Origin of the sequence: Prevotella pallens (assembly GCF_900454935.1) — a bacterium.
GTDB classification, from domain to species: Bacteria; Bacteroidota; Bacteroidia; order Bacteroidales; family Bacteroidaceae; genus Prevotella; species Prevotella pallens.
In genome coordinates, this window is the sequence record NZ_UGTP01000001.1 from 142,923 (window position 1) to 157,902 (window position 14,980).

Here is a 14,980-nt window from a genome sequence, read left to right on the forward strand (position 1 = left end):
ATAATATTATGCCTCAAATAAAATCATATAAGAAATCATTCTTAATAGGTGCTTCGCTCTTTGCAAGTGCTGGAATAGATGAACAATATTTTAAAGATGTTGGTATTAATATTGTTGCAGCTAATGAATTGTTGCCTGAACGTGCAAAACTATATCAAGCGCAATATCCAAATTCAAAAATGATTTGTGGCAATATTTTGGATAAAAAGATTTTTAATGCAATGGTAGAAGCTACACCACAAAAGTTAGATTTTTTAATAGCCTCTCCTCCGTGTCAAGGAATGAGTGTAGCAGGGAAAAACCGAACATTAAAACAAATGCTTGCAGATGAACGCAATTTCTTAGTGTTTAAAATTATTGATTTTATAAATATAAAAAATCCTGATTTTGTTTTGATAGAAAATGTACCGACATTTTTTAAAATAGAATTGCTATTTCAAGATATGCCGATGAAGATTGTAAATATACTTCAAATTTTATATGGCGCTACTTATGTTATTAAACCAGAAATATTTGATGCTTCTGAATATGGCGTTGCCCAAAAACGTACACGAGCAATTATCAAAATGCACAAGAAAGGAACAACATGGGGGGAACCTCAAAAGTTAAAACAAGTAACTGTTAGAGATGTTATTGGAGATTTGCCAAGTCTTGAAGCAGGGGAAAAATCGGATATAAAATGGCATTTTGCACGCAAACATTCAAAAAAGCATATTGAATGGATGCGTTACACGCCGACAGGAAAAACTGCTATTGATAATCCTTTACATTATCCTGTAAAAAGAGATGGAACACGAATAAATAGTTATAAAACCACATATCGTCGTATGAAATGGGACGAGCCAGCACCCACTATAACTATTCGCAATGATGCAATAAGTTCGCAGTTGAATGTACACCCTGGAAGATTGAAACCAGATGGCACTTATTCGGATGCAAGAGTGTTGACTCCTTTAGAATTGATGTTACTTTCGTCTTTGCCCCCAAATTGGAAAATTCCTGATGATACTCCTGAACTTTTGATACGCAAATGTATTGGCGAATGTATTCCGCCATTACTTATTAAACAAATTGTTTCTGAAATCAATAAATAAAAAGAATGACTCTTCAAGTTGAACATCCTAAATGGATTTTATACAGACATACGAGTGATTTTACATTATTATGTGAAGTTGCCCAAATTCTTAAATCTTATTCAAAAACCAATATAACAAAAGCAGAGAAAGAGCGACTTAATCTACGTTTACGTGAATTGGGTTTGTATAATGAACGGAATCCACAATTACCGCTTGATGCTATTAATCACAAGATAAATCAATTGTCCTATTATATGTTTGGTTATCAAGCCAAAATTGATGGAGTTGATAGATTTATGTTTAGCCCATTGGGCAATCTATTACTGAAAAATCTTAATGACAAAGAAAAGTTAGCAAAGATATTTCTAACAATGCTTTGGGCTATGCAATATCGCCACCCACACGGGGGAACTGATAAGGAGTTTCAACTTTATCCATTTAGATTGATTTACAAACTGCTTTCTGATGCAAGATTAGAAAATAAACTCTATGCTTTTGAAGTAGCTTATTCTGTTGTATTTATTAAAAATGTAACAGTGGATATTTACGAAAATCTTGTGAATCAATTACTTGGTTTACGTAAACTTTCAAACAATGACTTGGCAGTAAAATTTCAAGAAGATAGACATGCTTATGTTAATTCTGCTTATGAATGGGATTATTATGTTTCAAAACTATTTCAAAGTGCAGGAGTATTAGAGAAAAGAAATGGCGAATTGATTTGTAAGTTGCAACATGGAAATACAGCTACTTTTAGAAAGGTAACTCGCAATGTAGTTTCTATTCCTAAAAATCTTGTTTCGCTTGTGAATGAGTTAGAACAACAATATTCATATCTTGATAAACCTTTATTCCTGAATGATACAGAACGCTTACAAATAGATATTATAAAAGAAATTTATAGTTTTTATCCAGATATATTGTTATCAGCAATTGGAGAATCAAAGGAGATGAGCAAACTCCTTGAACTCCCCAAATTGATAGAGCAATATTCCAATAATCCAGAAAACGAAACGGCTTATTTATTTGAGAATATTTTGGTTGAGGGATTCAATATGTTTTATAATGTAGAAGCAAAAGGAATTGGAGGGGCAGGACATACAGATATTGAATGTTTGTATTTGACTAAAAAGAAAAAATTTGCAGTGGAAGCCAAATCAACGGCAAATAAACTATTGGGTATAAGTATAGGCAGATTGCGTGAACATCGAAAAGAGATAGGCGGAGAATATACTATTGTTGTAACGCCACGATATGTTCCAGCCACAAAACGTGATATTATAGGAACACCTATTGTTATTATTTTAGCAAGTACCTTTGCCGAATATCTTTATAATTGCATAGACCATAATGTAAGAGAAATCGATTATGAAGATTTTGATAATATTATTGTCAATAATTTGGGTAAAGATATTAGTCGTAGTATTTCCACATTAACCATTTCAAAATTTGCCGTACGTAGGAGGGAACAATGATAACTATTAGTCAAGAAGATAATATGCAATTGATGTCAAGATACCCTGATGGATATTTTGACCTTGCTATTGTAGACCCACCATATGGGATTCTCAATAAAACGCCACGTGGGGGAGACCATAAATTTAATAAAAGTGAATATGGTCAATGGGATATAAAGCCTAGCAATGAATATTTTAAGGAGTTGTTTCGTGTTTCCAAAAATCAAATCATTTGGGGAGGAAACTATTTTGGACAATTGTGGGCAAGAAGTGAGTATAATAAAGGATTTATTATTTGGGATAAAAATCAACCAGAATCATTGAATAATTTTTCTATGGCAGAAATGGCATGGTCATCGCTCGACCGTCCCTCAAAGATTTTTCATTTCAGCGTGCGTAAGAATAGAAACAAAATACATCCTACGCAGAAACCTGTTGAATTATACGAATGGCTACTGAATATGTATGCAAAGCCAACAGATAAGATATTAGACACACATTTAGGAAGCGGAACAATAGCTATTGCGTGTTATCATGCAGGAATAGACCTTACAGCCTGTGAAATAAGTAAAGAATATTTTTTAAAAGCATTAGGAAAAATTAAAGAAGTTATTCCTGAAGAAGCGATAGAATTTCAAGAAAACAATTTCTCAATTACAGAATAATAAGGACTGCGAGTTGTGTAAAATATAATGATATATGTGCTTTAGATTTTAAAAAACTATTGTTTTGTCAAAAAAGCAATAGGTTTTGCCGTGTAAATGATATATTATTGCATGAGCCATTCCCCTTCATTCGGGCGGTTTAGTTTTATTTGCAAAGATAACAAAAAAAAGAAGTGAATGCAATAATTTGGGCAAAAAAGTTAAGCCATGTGAATTATTTGCAACAATCTGTGGTTTTATATAAAGTCTTAATTATCAGATGCCCATAGTAGTAGTGGTTTCCTATCCGATTTACTTACAATGTTTTGGAGAACTTTGAAAGTAGAATTATTTATAACAAAGCACCCAAGGCTAACATTCCCAAAAGGGGCTAGCAAATATAAATTAGAACACCAATCAACTTCCTTTCTTGGGTGAATAAGAATGCCTCTTTTGGTGGAATTTTTCACGTAATAGATGTCTTTTACGTCTAAAAATTATAGATAATATTAAGTTCGATACCGAGAGAAAATTAAACTTTGCATTCCAAATTAATGCTTTAATAAAAAGATTGTTTATATTTGTACTTGCTTGTTGAAAACAACAGTAGAAATAATAATAACAGATTCATAAAATATGGAAACTATCTTTAATGTTATAGCTTCTAATTTAGCCAATAAGATGCCTTTTAAGTCCCTATTTAAGGAACTTGGAGATGCAAATATAAATTCAGAACAAAAGTTGAAATATCTAATGTTTTCAGCTTATTGTTTTTACTTTGATGGTGATATAACACACACGAAAGAAATTCTATCTGATTTAGTTAATTACAGTTTTGATGGCGATTATAATAAATGGACTTGGATAGAAGCAGCCATTATGCTACAGCTGTATCTTGATGACTTTAATAATTTAGAATTAAAGAATAAAGTTCTGGCAACTTTAGATTATGGCAACGATGAGTTGAAAAATAAAATAAAGAAAAAGGCTTTTGCCAGAAGAAGCAATGGACTTTTATTGCATACAAACGAAAAGTCGTCTTTAGTAAACAATAAAGAAGTAGACTTTTTAAAACTAATACCCTATTTCAGCGAACTTATTTTTATAAGGGCATTTGGAAATGGAGAAAAATTTACGGAAGAAGAATTGATGATTGACCTTACTTCTTTAGAGCAAAAAGTAAAATCTGTAATATCATTGTACAGATAAAAATAGTATTGTTTTGAGAAAAATAATTATGATTAAAGAAAATATTTTAGTATCTCACAATCAAATTATAGTTCGTTCTATTCCATTTAATCATGAAAAACAAAAATGGACGGAAGAAACTCTTGAAAGAGGAATATTGTGGAATAAAAACTATGTAATTTTAGACCCATTAGTTGATGAATCTTTTGGAAGTTGGTTTTTTATAGAAGAAAAAAATATATTACTACCTTGCGAAGATTCTATTAGGGCTGCCATTATTCCTTTTGAGGTAACCAATGTTTGTGATTTTAGTATAAATACAGTTTCGGAATCCGTTAGATTATATAAAGATACCACCAAAGATATAATTCAAGAAAATGAAAAGGGAAATTATTATCCGCTGAATACATTAAATGAATATAACTTCGAAAAAGGTAATTATAGTATGTTATTTGAAATCTGTATGGGCAAACCTTTAGAAAATATTGAAGAAGATGAGGTTTACTATAGGTTCACTTTAAAAAAGGAAGATAATACTATATTTAAAGTCTTAAAAGACGACCCTTATGGCTGGAATAAACAGATGAGTTTATAATAAGATAAAAAGTGTAATGGATATTAGCAATATACTCCAATCGAATTTAAAAAATAAAATATAATTTGTTTACAACTATTCGGAAAGCATAATAATAAAATGGCTTGAAATTTATAATAACAAAAATAAAAATCATAATTACAAAATTAAAATTTATAATTAAAGTTTTGCTGTTTTCTTATTATAAATTTTCAATCAGTAATTTCCTCAAAATAAATAAAAAAAATGACGTTATATTTATAAAAGATATAGCGTCATTTCTTTATTACTATACTAACTTACCAATAAATAAATATTAAAAATTTACATTCCTATTCCTGTACCAACTCCACCAACCTGACTGTCGTTTTTCTTTTCTTGAAAATCGTTAGAAATATTAGTTTTATTTGTTTGGAATTGTCTTTTTGTATTACCAAATTTCCAAGTAAGTGTTAATCCTATTTGCTGAACAGGAATCACTATATTTACACGTTGCGTAAAGTCAGTTCCTTCGCTATAAGTGTTTTGTTTTATTTTTCCAGAGAATGGAGTAAAGTAGTTTAAAGCTACATTTAGTTTTTCGTTAAAGAAATCTTTCGATAAAGCTAAATTTATCATATCAAATCCTTGACTATAACCTTGCAATGTATATCGTTTTGTCATACCTCCGGTATATATACTTGCTTTCACATTCCAAGGCAAAGTTTGTTGCACTCCAATAAATGCCATTGCTTGCCAAGCATATTTTTTTTGATTAAGTTTATTAGAACGCATATCTCCATAATCTAATCCACCATTAAGAAAAATACGTGTATTTGGCGTTATAGAATAGTTTATAAATGTATTGAAGTTAGTCCAACGGCTGCGTACAATATTACCATAAGTAGTGTTCAATAAACCGTTAGCATCCATAAACGAATATTGTTCTATCTGATTATTAGCAAATGCTTCGCCTAAAGTAAGATTTATCATGAATTTAGGAGTGAAGAAATTGAATACAACACTTATATTGTGGCTTTTTTCTACATCAAGGTCTGGATTACCGTATGTAAGTACAGTTGGTATAGAACGATCGATATATGGATTTAAGAATGTAATTCCCGGACGCGAAATGCGCATATTGTAGTTTATACCAATATTTAGCGTAGCCCCTATATTATAGCTGAAGCTTGCCGAAGGTACTAAATTATTATAGCTTCGTTTAAAATTAGAACCATGTCCGAGTATAAATTCTACATTCTCCCATGTATGTTCGTAACGTGTACCAAATTTAGAACTAAACTTACCCAAAGTTAATTTATATTCAATATACGATGCTAAAATGCTTTGTTTGTTTTTGTAGTTTACACTGTTAGTGGCGTTCAGAACTTCGTTTCCACTTATTATATTGTAATATTTAGAATCGGAAGTATTTCTTCGTCCTATAAATTTAGCACCTATATTAAGTGTTTGTATTTTAGACAAAGGTGTTGTATAGTCAGCTTGAAATGTATGTTCTGTACCACGCATTTCAGAATCAGAATGTAAATCGTTTAATGTTAGTGGTATTCCCACAGGTAATGGGTCGTAAATATTTCTACTTTCTGTTGTTGTAGGGTTTGTAGTAAACAGATAACTCAAGGTAATGTTACTTGTTTTATTGTGGTTTAAAAAGCGTTGATAGTCTATGTTTCCATTAAAAGAAGTGTTTTTATTTTGTGTCATCATATAGTTTCCATACGAAAACCCACTGCCATACATACCACCAGAGAAAATTGTTGTTGGATGTCCGTTACTCTTTATGTTGAAATTCATTAAACCAATAGAAGCTCCTATATTGCTTAACGAATCTATGTCGTAACCCAAACTAAAGTTTGCCATATTGAAAGGCACTTTTGTTTTACTTGTTTGAAATGAATTCATTTTCGACCCATCAGAAGCAATACGTTCTGTTGTAAGTTCCATTTTTCCTGTTTGCGAATGGTTGTGCGTTACATTAGCACTGTAGGTTAGTTTTCCTTGTTGTCCGCTTACAAATACCGAACCATTCCAACCAAAGTTATTAATCATACCACTAATACTTCCATTGTAACCGTTCATATTATTTTGTTTTCCACCTATTTTATTCATCACAATGTTTAAAACACCACCAACTCCTTCAGCATCATATTTTGCGCCAGGGTTAGTTACAACTTCAATTGACTTAACTGAAGATGCAGGCATCGATTTAAATATCTGTGAAGGATTAGCAGAAAACATTACATTTGGTTTGCCATCTACATAAACTTTAAAAGAACCTTGTCCGTTTACAGTAATATTATCTTGTCCGTCTACCGTTACCAATGGAACTTTACGCAACATATCGAGTACAGTTTTCGATTTAGAATCAACATCGTTCTCTATATCATAAGTCATTTTGTCGGTTTCCATTTTTACAAGTGGCTTTTGTGCTACAACTTCCACACCTTTCATCATTTTTTCATCGTCTTGAATTAAGATAGTTCCAAGATTTAAAGTAGTGTTTGCTGCACTAATATGCACTTTTCGTGTTATAATTTTACGCCCAATAGAACTTATTGTAAGTGTAAAATTGCCTGTTCCTTCTACTTTTTGAAATATTTTACCATTATCATCGGTAACAGACATAGCAATAGGTTTATCCAATTTCCCATTTTTAAACACACGAATAGTAGCAAACGATTCGCTTTCACGTGTAATAGAATCGAGCAATTCACCTATAATGGTGTTTGTCTGTGCATTCATTATTGTGGCTATCCACATTAATGCAAATGTTAGTAACGTTTTTTTCATATTATTGTTTTTGTAGTTTATTTTTGCACAAAGATAAATATAATATAAAGTAGCCAAAAATATATTTCGACCACTTTATTTATTTTTTCGACGAAAAGACATTTTTAATTTACTTGCGATTCTATTTTGTGGCGAATACCTTTCATTGAAGTAAGAAAAGCTTTGGCAGAACCAAACTTCAAATTTAAATCTAACCGAATAGGAATATGGTTTTCGTCGTCTGTAACAAAAAAATTGGCTATATTACGCCACTTATCATCGTCCTTTTCGTAATAAGCAAGTTCTAAGCAACGATATTTCTTGTCGTTATCAGCCTTTATTGTTTTTTTACCATTATAAATTATACGTGCTGGAGCAAGAGTTTTACCACTTACTAATGGGAAATTCACAACAAATCCTTTCTTCCAACTTGTAGGATTAAAACTACGTGCCCTAAGAAATATACTCATCATATCGTAAACACATTCTTTTGGCGAACTGCTTTTCCAATGTTTTTCTCCATCAGCATCTATTCTGTGCTGCTTTATATTAATATTACCATTAGGATACGAATAAAAAACCTCGTCTACCGTATATCTTTTACCTTCTTTAGCCCCTTTACGATAATAAAGTGGTGCTAAATCTTTCGTATTATAGCAAAGTAATGTGTCGCGCATAATAAAATAGTTATCCAATTTTCCATTACCACGCGTTGTTAACGATGCCCGATAAGCAGGAATACCTTTATAAGTAGACGAAACTGTATACCAAGAAGCAGTTCCAACCTTTACCCAAACAAATTTCCAATTAAAATAAAGGTTATAGTTTAAAAATTCTCCACTATTAAAAGCAGTGTTATGGAAAGAACATTGTGCCGAAATCGATAAAGAAAACAATAAAAAAAGCGACACTACATAAAATTTAAATTTTCTCATCTTATTCACATTTTTCTTGTTAGTTACATTATATTCTTATTTATTCTTTTAAAAAGAAAAAATAAAAGAGTAGTATGATGTGTTGTGGATAGTGTTTATAAGTTTTCAACCAATTTCTTGCATATTTAGTTATTAAACCGTGAATAAAAGTTATCCACACTATAAAAATTTGCTTTCTTATTGATATTCAACTAATAAATAAAGTTATCCACATTTCCACTCTATCTTGCAAAGATAATAAGTTAATATCTTTTATATTGTAAAAGCTGTGTAAAACTTCTATAAAAGTCTATTAATAACTTGGTAGTTATACCCATTATCTTTGTTATCTTCTGTGCATTGTTCATAAACTAACAGTTATTCTAAAGTTATTAGTAAAGTTATCCACACAGTTATTCATAATCCTGATAGATTGATTTTAATCCAAATCGTCATTAGATCACAATGGATTCATTGTTTAATTAATCGTATTGTTTTCTGACTAATGACTAATTTGAGTTTAAATGTAGATTTAGTATGTTCTTATAATATACTTATTATATAGTTATATTTATAGAACATGGGTGTGTCTCAACCACTCTAAAATTTTGTTTTAATAACCTTTTATCGAAAAAGCAAATTTGAACTTTTCCTATTTGTGCTAAATAAATTCCAGATTTTGGGAAACAAATAGTTGTACTATTAAAAGAATTAGGTACAGCCAAAACTCTTATTGCGCTATAATTAAAATCAGGGAGCTTTTTTAAATATTGAAGAACAAAAGAGAAACTAACTTTTTTTTTCTTATTTTTCTTTTTTATTTCTTCTGCGAGACTAACAAATTCATCAAAAGATTTTAAATCGCCTAAAAGGTCATAAAGCAAAGGAGAATGCGCATCATATAATGTTTGACAAATTACATATCCTTTAGATTTATATATGGTTTCTCCCCACCATTTTGCATTTTCTAAGCGTGTATCCCAAAAATAATAACCTTCTCCTAACCATGGAGTTTTAGCACCGGTTTTAATTTTTTTATTTTCATAAAATAAAGAACAGAAATACGGACCATGATTTTCTATTTCTTCATTATTATTACGATGTTCAAGTGTTTGATAAATTTTGGTAAGTTTCATTTATCATTTAACTACAGATGTGTTTTTGCAAAGAATATCTGTCAATCCCATTAAGTTTACTGTTGGCAATACTATAGGAGAAGTATTTGCCTGTAACGAAAGTGTACTGACAAAAGCTCTTATATATGGGAAAATTATTGCAAGACTATTAGGATAAAAAAATTCTGGTATATCATTAAATCTAATTTTCCCATTAAAAGAAAAAGATGCAATACAAGAAATACTTATTACAACTGTATCTGTCTCTTTATAGATTACAGCAGTATCAAAAAATAGTTTGTAACAGCCATCTTTTTCATAAAATTTACCTGAAGGCTTGAAATTTATATCTAACTCAGCTTTTTGCGGTATATCAAAATTTAAAATTGCCTTAGTAAATTTATAGCCATCTAATTTAAATGCTACTTCATTGTTCATAGTTATGCTACTTTACCATATTGTGCATTAGAATTTATATTATCAGTAGAGACAGTGAAACTATAATTATTTTCATTTAAGAAATCATCAGAAGAATTATATTCTATCTCTGTACCAATATAACCTCTAATTATATTAGCATATTCTATAACATCAGGACCAATCTCATTGAGGTAGTCCCATTCTCTGCTCTCTTTCTCAAGAATATCTGCTGGAGTATTCTCAAAATAATTTTTAAGTTGCTCAAGAAGTTTTCCCATTGTCCTTTTGTTATTTTTTTATTTCTATGGCAAAGGTATGATTTTATTTCTGAATATCCTAATAATACTCTATATTTCGATATAATTGTATATGTTTGTTATAACTTTATTTTTAAGTTTATATAAAATATTTAAATTCTCACACAAAAAAATTAATTATAAGTTGAGGAATTTCTTATTAAAAAAAATAATTTTTTAATTACAAATTTTGAAATTATAATTATATTTTTCGGAGAGAATATCTATAACTTACATAAAATAGCTAAAAAACAGGGATATTCAGTAATTTTGCAGTAATTTTGCAATTTAAACAATAGGATAAGAAATGAATTTAACAAGCATAGTAAATAAGTTGTACTTTCAACCTCGCCGACGAGAATTGGAACGTTATATTAATAAAGGCGAAGAAATGCAACACGAAATATTACAATACTTGGTTAAGCGTGGCAAAGATACTGAATATGGTAGAAAATATTTGTTTTCTACAATAAACAATTATAACGATTTTGCACAGAATATACCTCTTAATACTTACGAAGAATTAAAAGGATATATTGAGCGAATGAGGCATGGAGAACGAAATATATTATGGCCAGGACAAGTAAAATGGTATGCAAAATCGTCGGGAACTACTAATGATAAAAGTAAATTTATTCCAATTACGCACGAAGGTTTACAAAATGTGCATTATCAAGGAGGAAAAGATGTTCTGGCTTACTATTTAAGCAACAATCCTAATAGTAAACTTTTCAGCGGAAAAGGACTTATTCTTGGTGGAAGTCATTCGCCCAACTATAATTTTTCAAATTCGCTTGTTGGCGACTTAAGTGCCATTCTTATAGAAAATATAAATCCATTAGCCAATCTTGTTCGTGTACCTTCTAAAGAAGTTGCATTGTTAAGCGATTTTGAAGTAAAGCGAGATAGAATGGCTAAAGAAGTAATTTCGCAAAATGTAACCAATATTTCGGGTGTTCCATCGTGGATGTTGTCAGTTTTGTTACGTGTAATGGAACTGTCTGGAAAGAAACATTTGCAAGAAGTTTGGCCAAATTTAGAAGTTTTTTTCCATGGAGGTATATCTTTTACACCTTATCGTGAGCAATACGAACAGCTTATTTCAAAGCAAGATATGCAATATATGGAGACTTACAATGCATCGGAAGGATTTTTTGGAATACAAGACGATCCAAACGATAAGAGTATGTCGCTAATGTTAGATTATGGTGTATATTACGAATTTTTACCAATGGACGAATTTGAAAGCGAAAAGCCAAATATTGTTCCATTAGAAGGTGTAGAAATAGGGCGCAATTATGCCATTATTATTAGTACAGTGTGTGGATTATGGCGTTACGAAATAGGCGATACTATACAGTTTACATCTGTTCGTCCTTATAAATTTGTTATTACAGGGCGTACAAAATATTTTATTAATGCTTTTGGCGAAGAACTCATAATGGATAATGCCGAAAAAGGAATAGAAGCTGCCTGCAAAGCTACTGGAGCGCAGATTTCTGATTATACAGCTGCACCAATTTTTATGGATTCAAATGCCAAATGTCGCCATCAATGGCTAATAGAATTTACAAAAATGCCCGATAGTATAAGCGATTTTGAACGCATATTAGATAGCAAATTGCAAGAAATTAATTCCGATTACGAGGCAAAACGCTTTCACGATGTAACATTACAACAATTAGAAGTGGTGGTTGCACGGAAAAATTTGTTTAACGATTGGTTAAAATTGAAAGGTAAACTTGGTGGTCAGCACAAAATTCCACGACTATCGAACAGTAGGAAGAATATAGACCAAATGTTGGCAATGAATATAAACTAAACAAATATGAACAAACAAGGCATAAAGAAAACAAGTTGGAAAGTAGGAAGTATAATTTTATTCAACTTACTTTTACTAACTATTTTTTCGTGTGCAAGAATGGGGAGTCCTGACGGTGGTTGGTACGACGAAACACCACCAAAAATACTTGGAACATCGCCTGCAAATGGTTCTGACGATGTAAATAGTAAAAAAGTTACCATTCTGTTTAATGAATTTGTAAAGCTCGATAATCCAACCGAAAAGGTTGTTGTATCGCCACCACAATTAGAAGCACCCGAAGTTAAAGTAAGTGGAAAACGAATTACTGTGGCTTTGCAAGACACTTTAAAGCCAAATACTACTTATACCATAGATTTTTCTGATGCTATTACAGATAATAATGAGGGAAATCCATTAGGAAACTACACTTATTCGTTCTCTACAGGCAACCGAATAGATACAATGGAAGTGGCAGGATATGTGTTAGAAGCACAAAACTTAGAGCCAATAAAAGGTATTTTAGTGGGACTTTACAGCAATCTTAACGATACAGCTTTCCAACATGAACCTATGATGCGCATTGCTCGTACCGATGGAAATGGACATTTTGTGATAAAAGGTGTGGCAAAAGGCGATTATCGTATCTATGCTTTACAAGATATGGACGGTAATTACAAGTTTAATCAGCCAGGAGAAAAAATAGCATTTACACCAGAAATAATAATGCCTTCGTTTAAACCAGATGTACGACAAGACACTATTTGGAGAGATTCGCTCCATATTAGCGATATAAAACAAGTGCCTTACACACACTTTCTGCCCGACGATGTGGTACTTTCAGCCTTTACCCAAATACAAACCAACCGATATTTCTTAAAGGCAGAACGCAAAGAACCCGACCATTTCACCTTGTTTTATAGTTACGGCAATGCCGAATTGCCCGAAATAAAAGGTCTGAACTTTAGCGAAAAGAACGCTTTTGTAGTAGAACCCAGTTTAAATCAAGACACAATAACCTACTGGCTTCGCGATACAATGCTCGTTAATCAAGATACATTACACATGCAAGTTTCTTATTTGGCAAACGATTCGTTAGGAAAATTGGTAAAACAAACAGATACATTAGAAGTTTTGTCGAAAGTTCCCTACGAAAAACGTCTGAAACAGCAAAAGGAAGAATACGACAAATGGAAAAAGCAACAAGAAAAGAATAAAAAGAAAGGCGAACCTTACCTAACAGAATATCCAGCAACACCCTTAGAAGTAAGAATAAAAAACGGAACACAAATAGCACCCGACGAAAATCCAACCTTTATTTTACCATCGCCCGTAGCTGTTTGCGACACGTCTAAAATACATCTTTACGAAAAAGTAGACACTCTTTGGCAACGTGCTAAATATCAGTTTGGTAGTATTCCTGGTATTCCTCGGCAATATAAACTTGTGGGTGCATGGAATCCAGGGCACGAATACAGTCTCGAATTAGATTCTGCCACCTTTATTGATATATATGGCAAGGCATCGCAAAAGGTAAAACAGAGTATAAAAGTGAGTTCGCTCGACGAATTTAGCACGCTAATTGTGTCGCTTCAACAAATGGAAGGCAAAAACTGTTTGCTGCAATTGCTCAACGAAAGCGATAAACCCATAAAAGAAGTAGTAGCAAAAAACAACGAAGCTACTTTCTATTATATAAAACCAGGCACATTCTATTTGCGATTAATAGTAGACGAGAACGATAATGGCGTTTGGGACACCGGACTTTATAATACTCGCCAGCCAGAAGCTGTTTACTATTACACAAAAGAAATAGAATGTAAAGCCAAACGCGATGTGAGAATAACGTGGAATCCACGCCAAACTCCACTTTATTTGCAGAAACCGGCAAAGATAACTAAACAGAAAGCCGACGAGAAGCAAAAAATAAAACGTCAAAACTACGAACGTGCTAAGAAACTCGGCTTAGAATATAACCCGAAAACTGGCGTAGCTGAGAAGGAAAAGAAGAGTAAAAAGGCTCATCGTAAATGAGTGTTCCACTTGCGCAATGTTCTTAAGTTCATCATTCACCGTTTCTATAATGGCTCTTTTTCTGAGTAAAAGTCTGTCTGAAACACTCATTAAAGCTCCTTCCATGTTACTTTACAGTCTTTTTAAAACATATAAAAATTCCCAATCATTGTAATGCTAAGAGTATACACTTTTCCTTTAATAGAAGTGTAATTCGTATTTTCATTTATCGTTACGATATACAATATTGGGATTTATAGATTGTAGATTCCTTATGAAGCCATTTTTGTCTTTTGGTGAAATAATAAGAGGTGTTTTTTGTTGGATGAAATATATTTCTATTCGATCTAGCGAGGCTGCCGGTGCAGCAAGAATAGAATTTGTGTCTTTTATTTTTCTTATTTGATTTATATCATAATTGGTGGTTGATAACATACTGTATTTAACAGAGAGGATGTTATTATGGATAGTATAGCGGATATCAAAAAGAGAGAAAAGAGCAAAAAAGAGAATTAATGCTACAATTGTCACTACAATCCACGAAAAATCGTATACTAATACGGGTATTATAGGAATTACAGTGAATCCTATAATGGCACATATTAGCCAAATTGCAATTTTTGTTTTATAAACTTTTTCCATCCCGTTCAATAATTATATGGTCATATTAAATCAATCTGCATTTTTTGTTAGTTGATAACATGGTTAGTTTT

At 31.7% G+C, this 14,980-nt stretch carries 13 protein-coding genes and 1 pseudogene; 7 read left to right on the plus strand and 7 right to left on the minus strand.

All coding sequences use genetic code 11. From position 1 onward, the window contains the following. Nucleotides 1-8: 8 nt before the first annotated feature. From dcm to comJ, 5 genes are all read left to right on the plus strand, one after another. Nucleotides 9-1,094 carry a DNA (cytosine-5-)-methyltransferase gene (gene dcm / locus DX009_RS00575; RefSeq protein ID WP_006043956.1) on the plus strand — a complete coding sequence of 362 codons (1,086 nt, stop codon included), beginning with the start codon at nt 9-11 and terminating at the stop codon, nt 1,092-1,094. A gap of 5 nt (nt 1,095-1,099) precedes the next feature. Continuing rightward, the gene (locus tag DX009_RS00580; RefSeq protein ID WP_006043955.1) at nt 1,100-2,551 is read left to right on the plus strand and encodes a hypothetical protein; all 1,452 of its coding nucleotides are present in this window, start codon (nt 1,100-1,102) and stop codon (nt 2,549-2,551) included. Further along, nucleotides 2,548-3,198, plus strand: a complete 651-nt coding sequence (locus tag DX009_RS00585; protein ID WP_006043954.1) for a DNA methyltransferase — start codon at nt 2,548-2,550, stop codon at nt 3,196-3,198. Before DX009_RS00580 ends, DX009_RS00585 begins: the two co-directional genes overlap by 4 nt. Before the next feature lie 615 nt (nt 3,199-3,813). Next, nucleotides 3,814-4,386, plus strand: coding sequence for a DUF6707 family protein (locus DX009_RS00590; RefSeq protein ID WP_115082652.1), 573 nt, complete (start codon nt 3,814-3,816; stop codon nt 4,384-4,386). A gap of 28 nt (nt 4,387-4,414) precedes the next feature. After that, the gene (gene comJ, locus DX009_RS00595) at nt 4,415-4,960 is read left to right on the plus strand and encodes a competence protein ComJ (protein WP_115082653.1); all 546 of its coding nucleotides are present in this window, start codon (nt 4,415-4,417) and stop codon (nt 4,958-4,960) included. Nucleotides 4,961-5,263: 303 nt separating this feature from the next. Here the strand turns inward: comJ and DX009_RS00600 are convergent, their stop codons facing one another. The 5 genes from DX009_RS00600 to DX009_RS00620 all read right to left on the minus strand — a co-directional run bounded on the left by DX009_RS00600 (nt 5,264) and on the right by DX009_RS00620 (nt 10,435). Next, nucleotides 5,264-7,729: a TonB-dependent receptor domain-containing protein gene (locus tag DX009_RS00600; protein ID WP_115082654.1), complete on the minus strand. Its 2,466-nt coding sequence runs from the start codon at nt 7,727-7,729 to the stop codon at nt 5,264-5,266. A 104-nt stretch (nt 7,730-7,833) separates the two neighbouring features. Beyond that, nucleotides 7,834-8,643: a DUF3108 domain-containing protein gene (locus tag DX009_RS00605; protein ID WP_040595345.1), complete on the minus strand. Its 810-nt coding sequence runs from the start codon at nt 8,641-8,643 to the stop codon at nt 7,834-7,836. A gap of 536 nt (nt 8,644-9,179) precedes the next feature. Continuing rightward, entirely contained in the window at nt 9,180-9,758 is a 579-nt protein-coding gene (locus DX009_RS00610; RefSeq protein WP_112316951.1) for a hypothetical protein, read from the minus strand. Nucleotides 9,759-9,761: 3 nt separating this feature from the next. Continuing rightward, nucleotides 9,762-10,175, minus strand: coding sequence for a protein-export chaperone SecB (locus DX009_RS00615; protein WP_006043947.1), 414 nt, complete (start codon nt 10,173-10,175; stop codon nt 9,762-9,764). Nucleotides 10,176-10,177: 2 nt separating this feature from the next. Beyond that, nucleotides 10,178-10,435: a hypothetical protein gene (locus tag DX009_RS00620; RefSeq protein WP_115082655.1), complete on the minus strand. Its 258-nt coding sequence runs from the start codon at nt 10,433-10,435 to the stop codon at nt 10,178-10,180. 325 nt (nt 10,436-10,760) lie between these two features. On the opposite strand from DX009_RS00620, the gene DX009_RS00625 reads away from it, so the two are divergent. Both DX009_RS00625 and DX009_RS00630 read left to right on the plus strand, forming a co-directional pair. After that, entirely contained in the window at nt 10,761-12,275 is a 1,515-nt protein-coding gene (locus DX009_RS00625; RefSeq protein ID WP_115082656.1) for a GH3 auxin-responsive promoter family protein, read from the plus strand. A 6-nt stretch (nt 12,276-12,281) separates the two neighbouring features. Further along, the gene (locus tag DX009_RS00630; RefSeq protein WP_115082657.1) at nt 12,282-14,288 is read left to right on the plus strand and encodes an Ig-like domain-containing protein; all 2,007 of its coding nucleotides are present in this window, start codon (nt 12,282-12,284) and stop codon (nt 14,286-14,288) included. Here DX009_RS00630 and DX009_RS00635 read toward each other — a convergent pair. Then, nucleotides 14,286-14,399 (minus strand): annotated as a pseudogene (locus tag DX009_RS00635) (transposase); the annotation flags it as partial. The gene DX009_RS00630 and the pseudogene DX009_RS00635 sit on opposite strands and share 3 nt — an antisense overlap. A gap of 90 nt (nt 14,400-14,489) precedes the next feature. Then, the gene (locus tag DX009_RS00640; RefSeq protein ID WP_115082658.1) at nt 14,490-14,909 is read right to left on the minus strand and encodes a PH domain-containing protein; all 420 of its coding nucleotides are present in this window, start codon (nt 14,907-14,909) and stop codon (nt 14,490-14,492) included. Nucleotides 14,910-14,980 lie beyond the last annotated feature (71 nt).

Coding starts and splice junctions, on each gene's coding strand:
- dcm (WP_006043956.1), top strand. CDS start 9: ATGCCTCAAATAAAATCATATAAGAAATCATTCTTAATAGGTGCTTCG.
- DX009_RS00580 (WP_006043955.1), top strand. CDS start 1,100: ATGACTCTTCAAGTTGAACATCCTAAATGGATTTTATACAGACATACG.
- DX009_RS00585 (WP_006043954.1), top strand. CDS start 2,548: ATGATAACTATTAGTCAAGAAGATAATATGCAATTGATGTCAAGATAC.
- DX009_RS00590 (WP_115082652.1), top strand. CDS start 3,814: ATGGAAACTATCTTTAATGTTATAGCTTCTAATTTAGCCAATAAGATG.
- comJ (WP_115082653.1), top strand. CDS start 4,415: ATGATTAAAGAAAATATTTTAGTATCTCACAATCAAATTATAGTTCGT.
- DX009_RS00600 (WP_115082654.1), bottom strand. CDS start 7,729: ATGAAAAAAACGTTACTAACATTTGCATTAATGTGGATAGCCACAATA.
- DX009_RS00605 (WP_040595345.1), bottom strand. CDS start 8,643: ATGAGAAAATTTAAATTTTATGTAGTGTCGCTTTTTTTATTGTTTTCT.
- DX009_RS00610 (WP_112316951.1), bottom strand. CDS start 9,758: ATGAAACTTACCAAAATTTATCAAACACTTGAACATCGTAATAATAAT.
- DX009_RS00615 (WP_006043947.1), bottom strand. CDS start 10,175: ATGAACAATGAAGTAGCATTTAAATTAGATGGCTATAAATTTACTAAG.
- DX009_RS00620 (WP_115082655.1), bottom strand. CDS start 10,435: ATGGGAAAACTTCTTGAGCAACTTAAAAATTATTTTGAGAATACTCCA.
- DX009_RS00625 (WP_115082656.1), top strand. CDS start 10,761: ATGAATTTAACAAGCATAGTAAATAAGTTGTACTTTCAACCTCGCCGA.
- DX009_RS00630 (WP_115082657.1), top strand. CDS start 12,282: ATGAACAAACAAGGCATAAAGAAAACAAGTTGGAAAGTAGGAAGTATA.
- DX009_RS00640 (WP_115082658.1), bottom strand. CDS start 14,909: ATGGAAAAAGTTTATAAAACAAAAATTGCAATTTGGCTAATATGTGCC.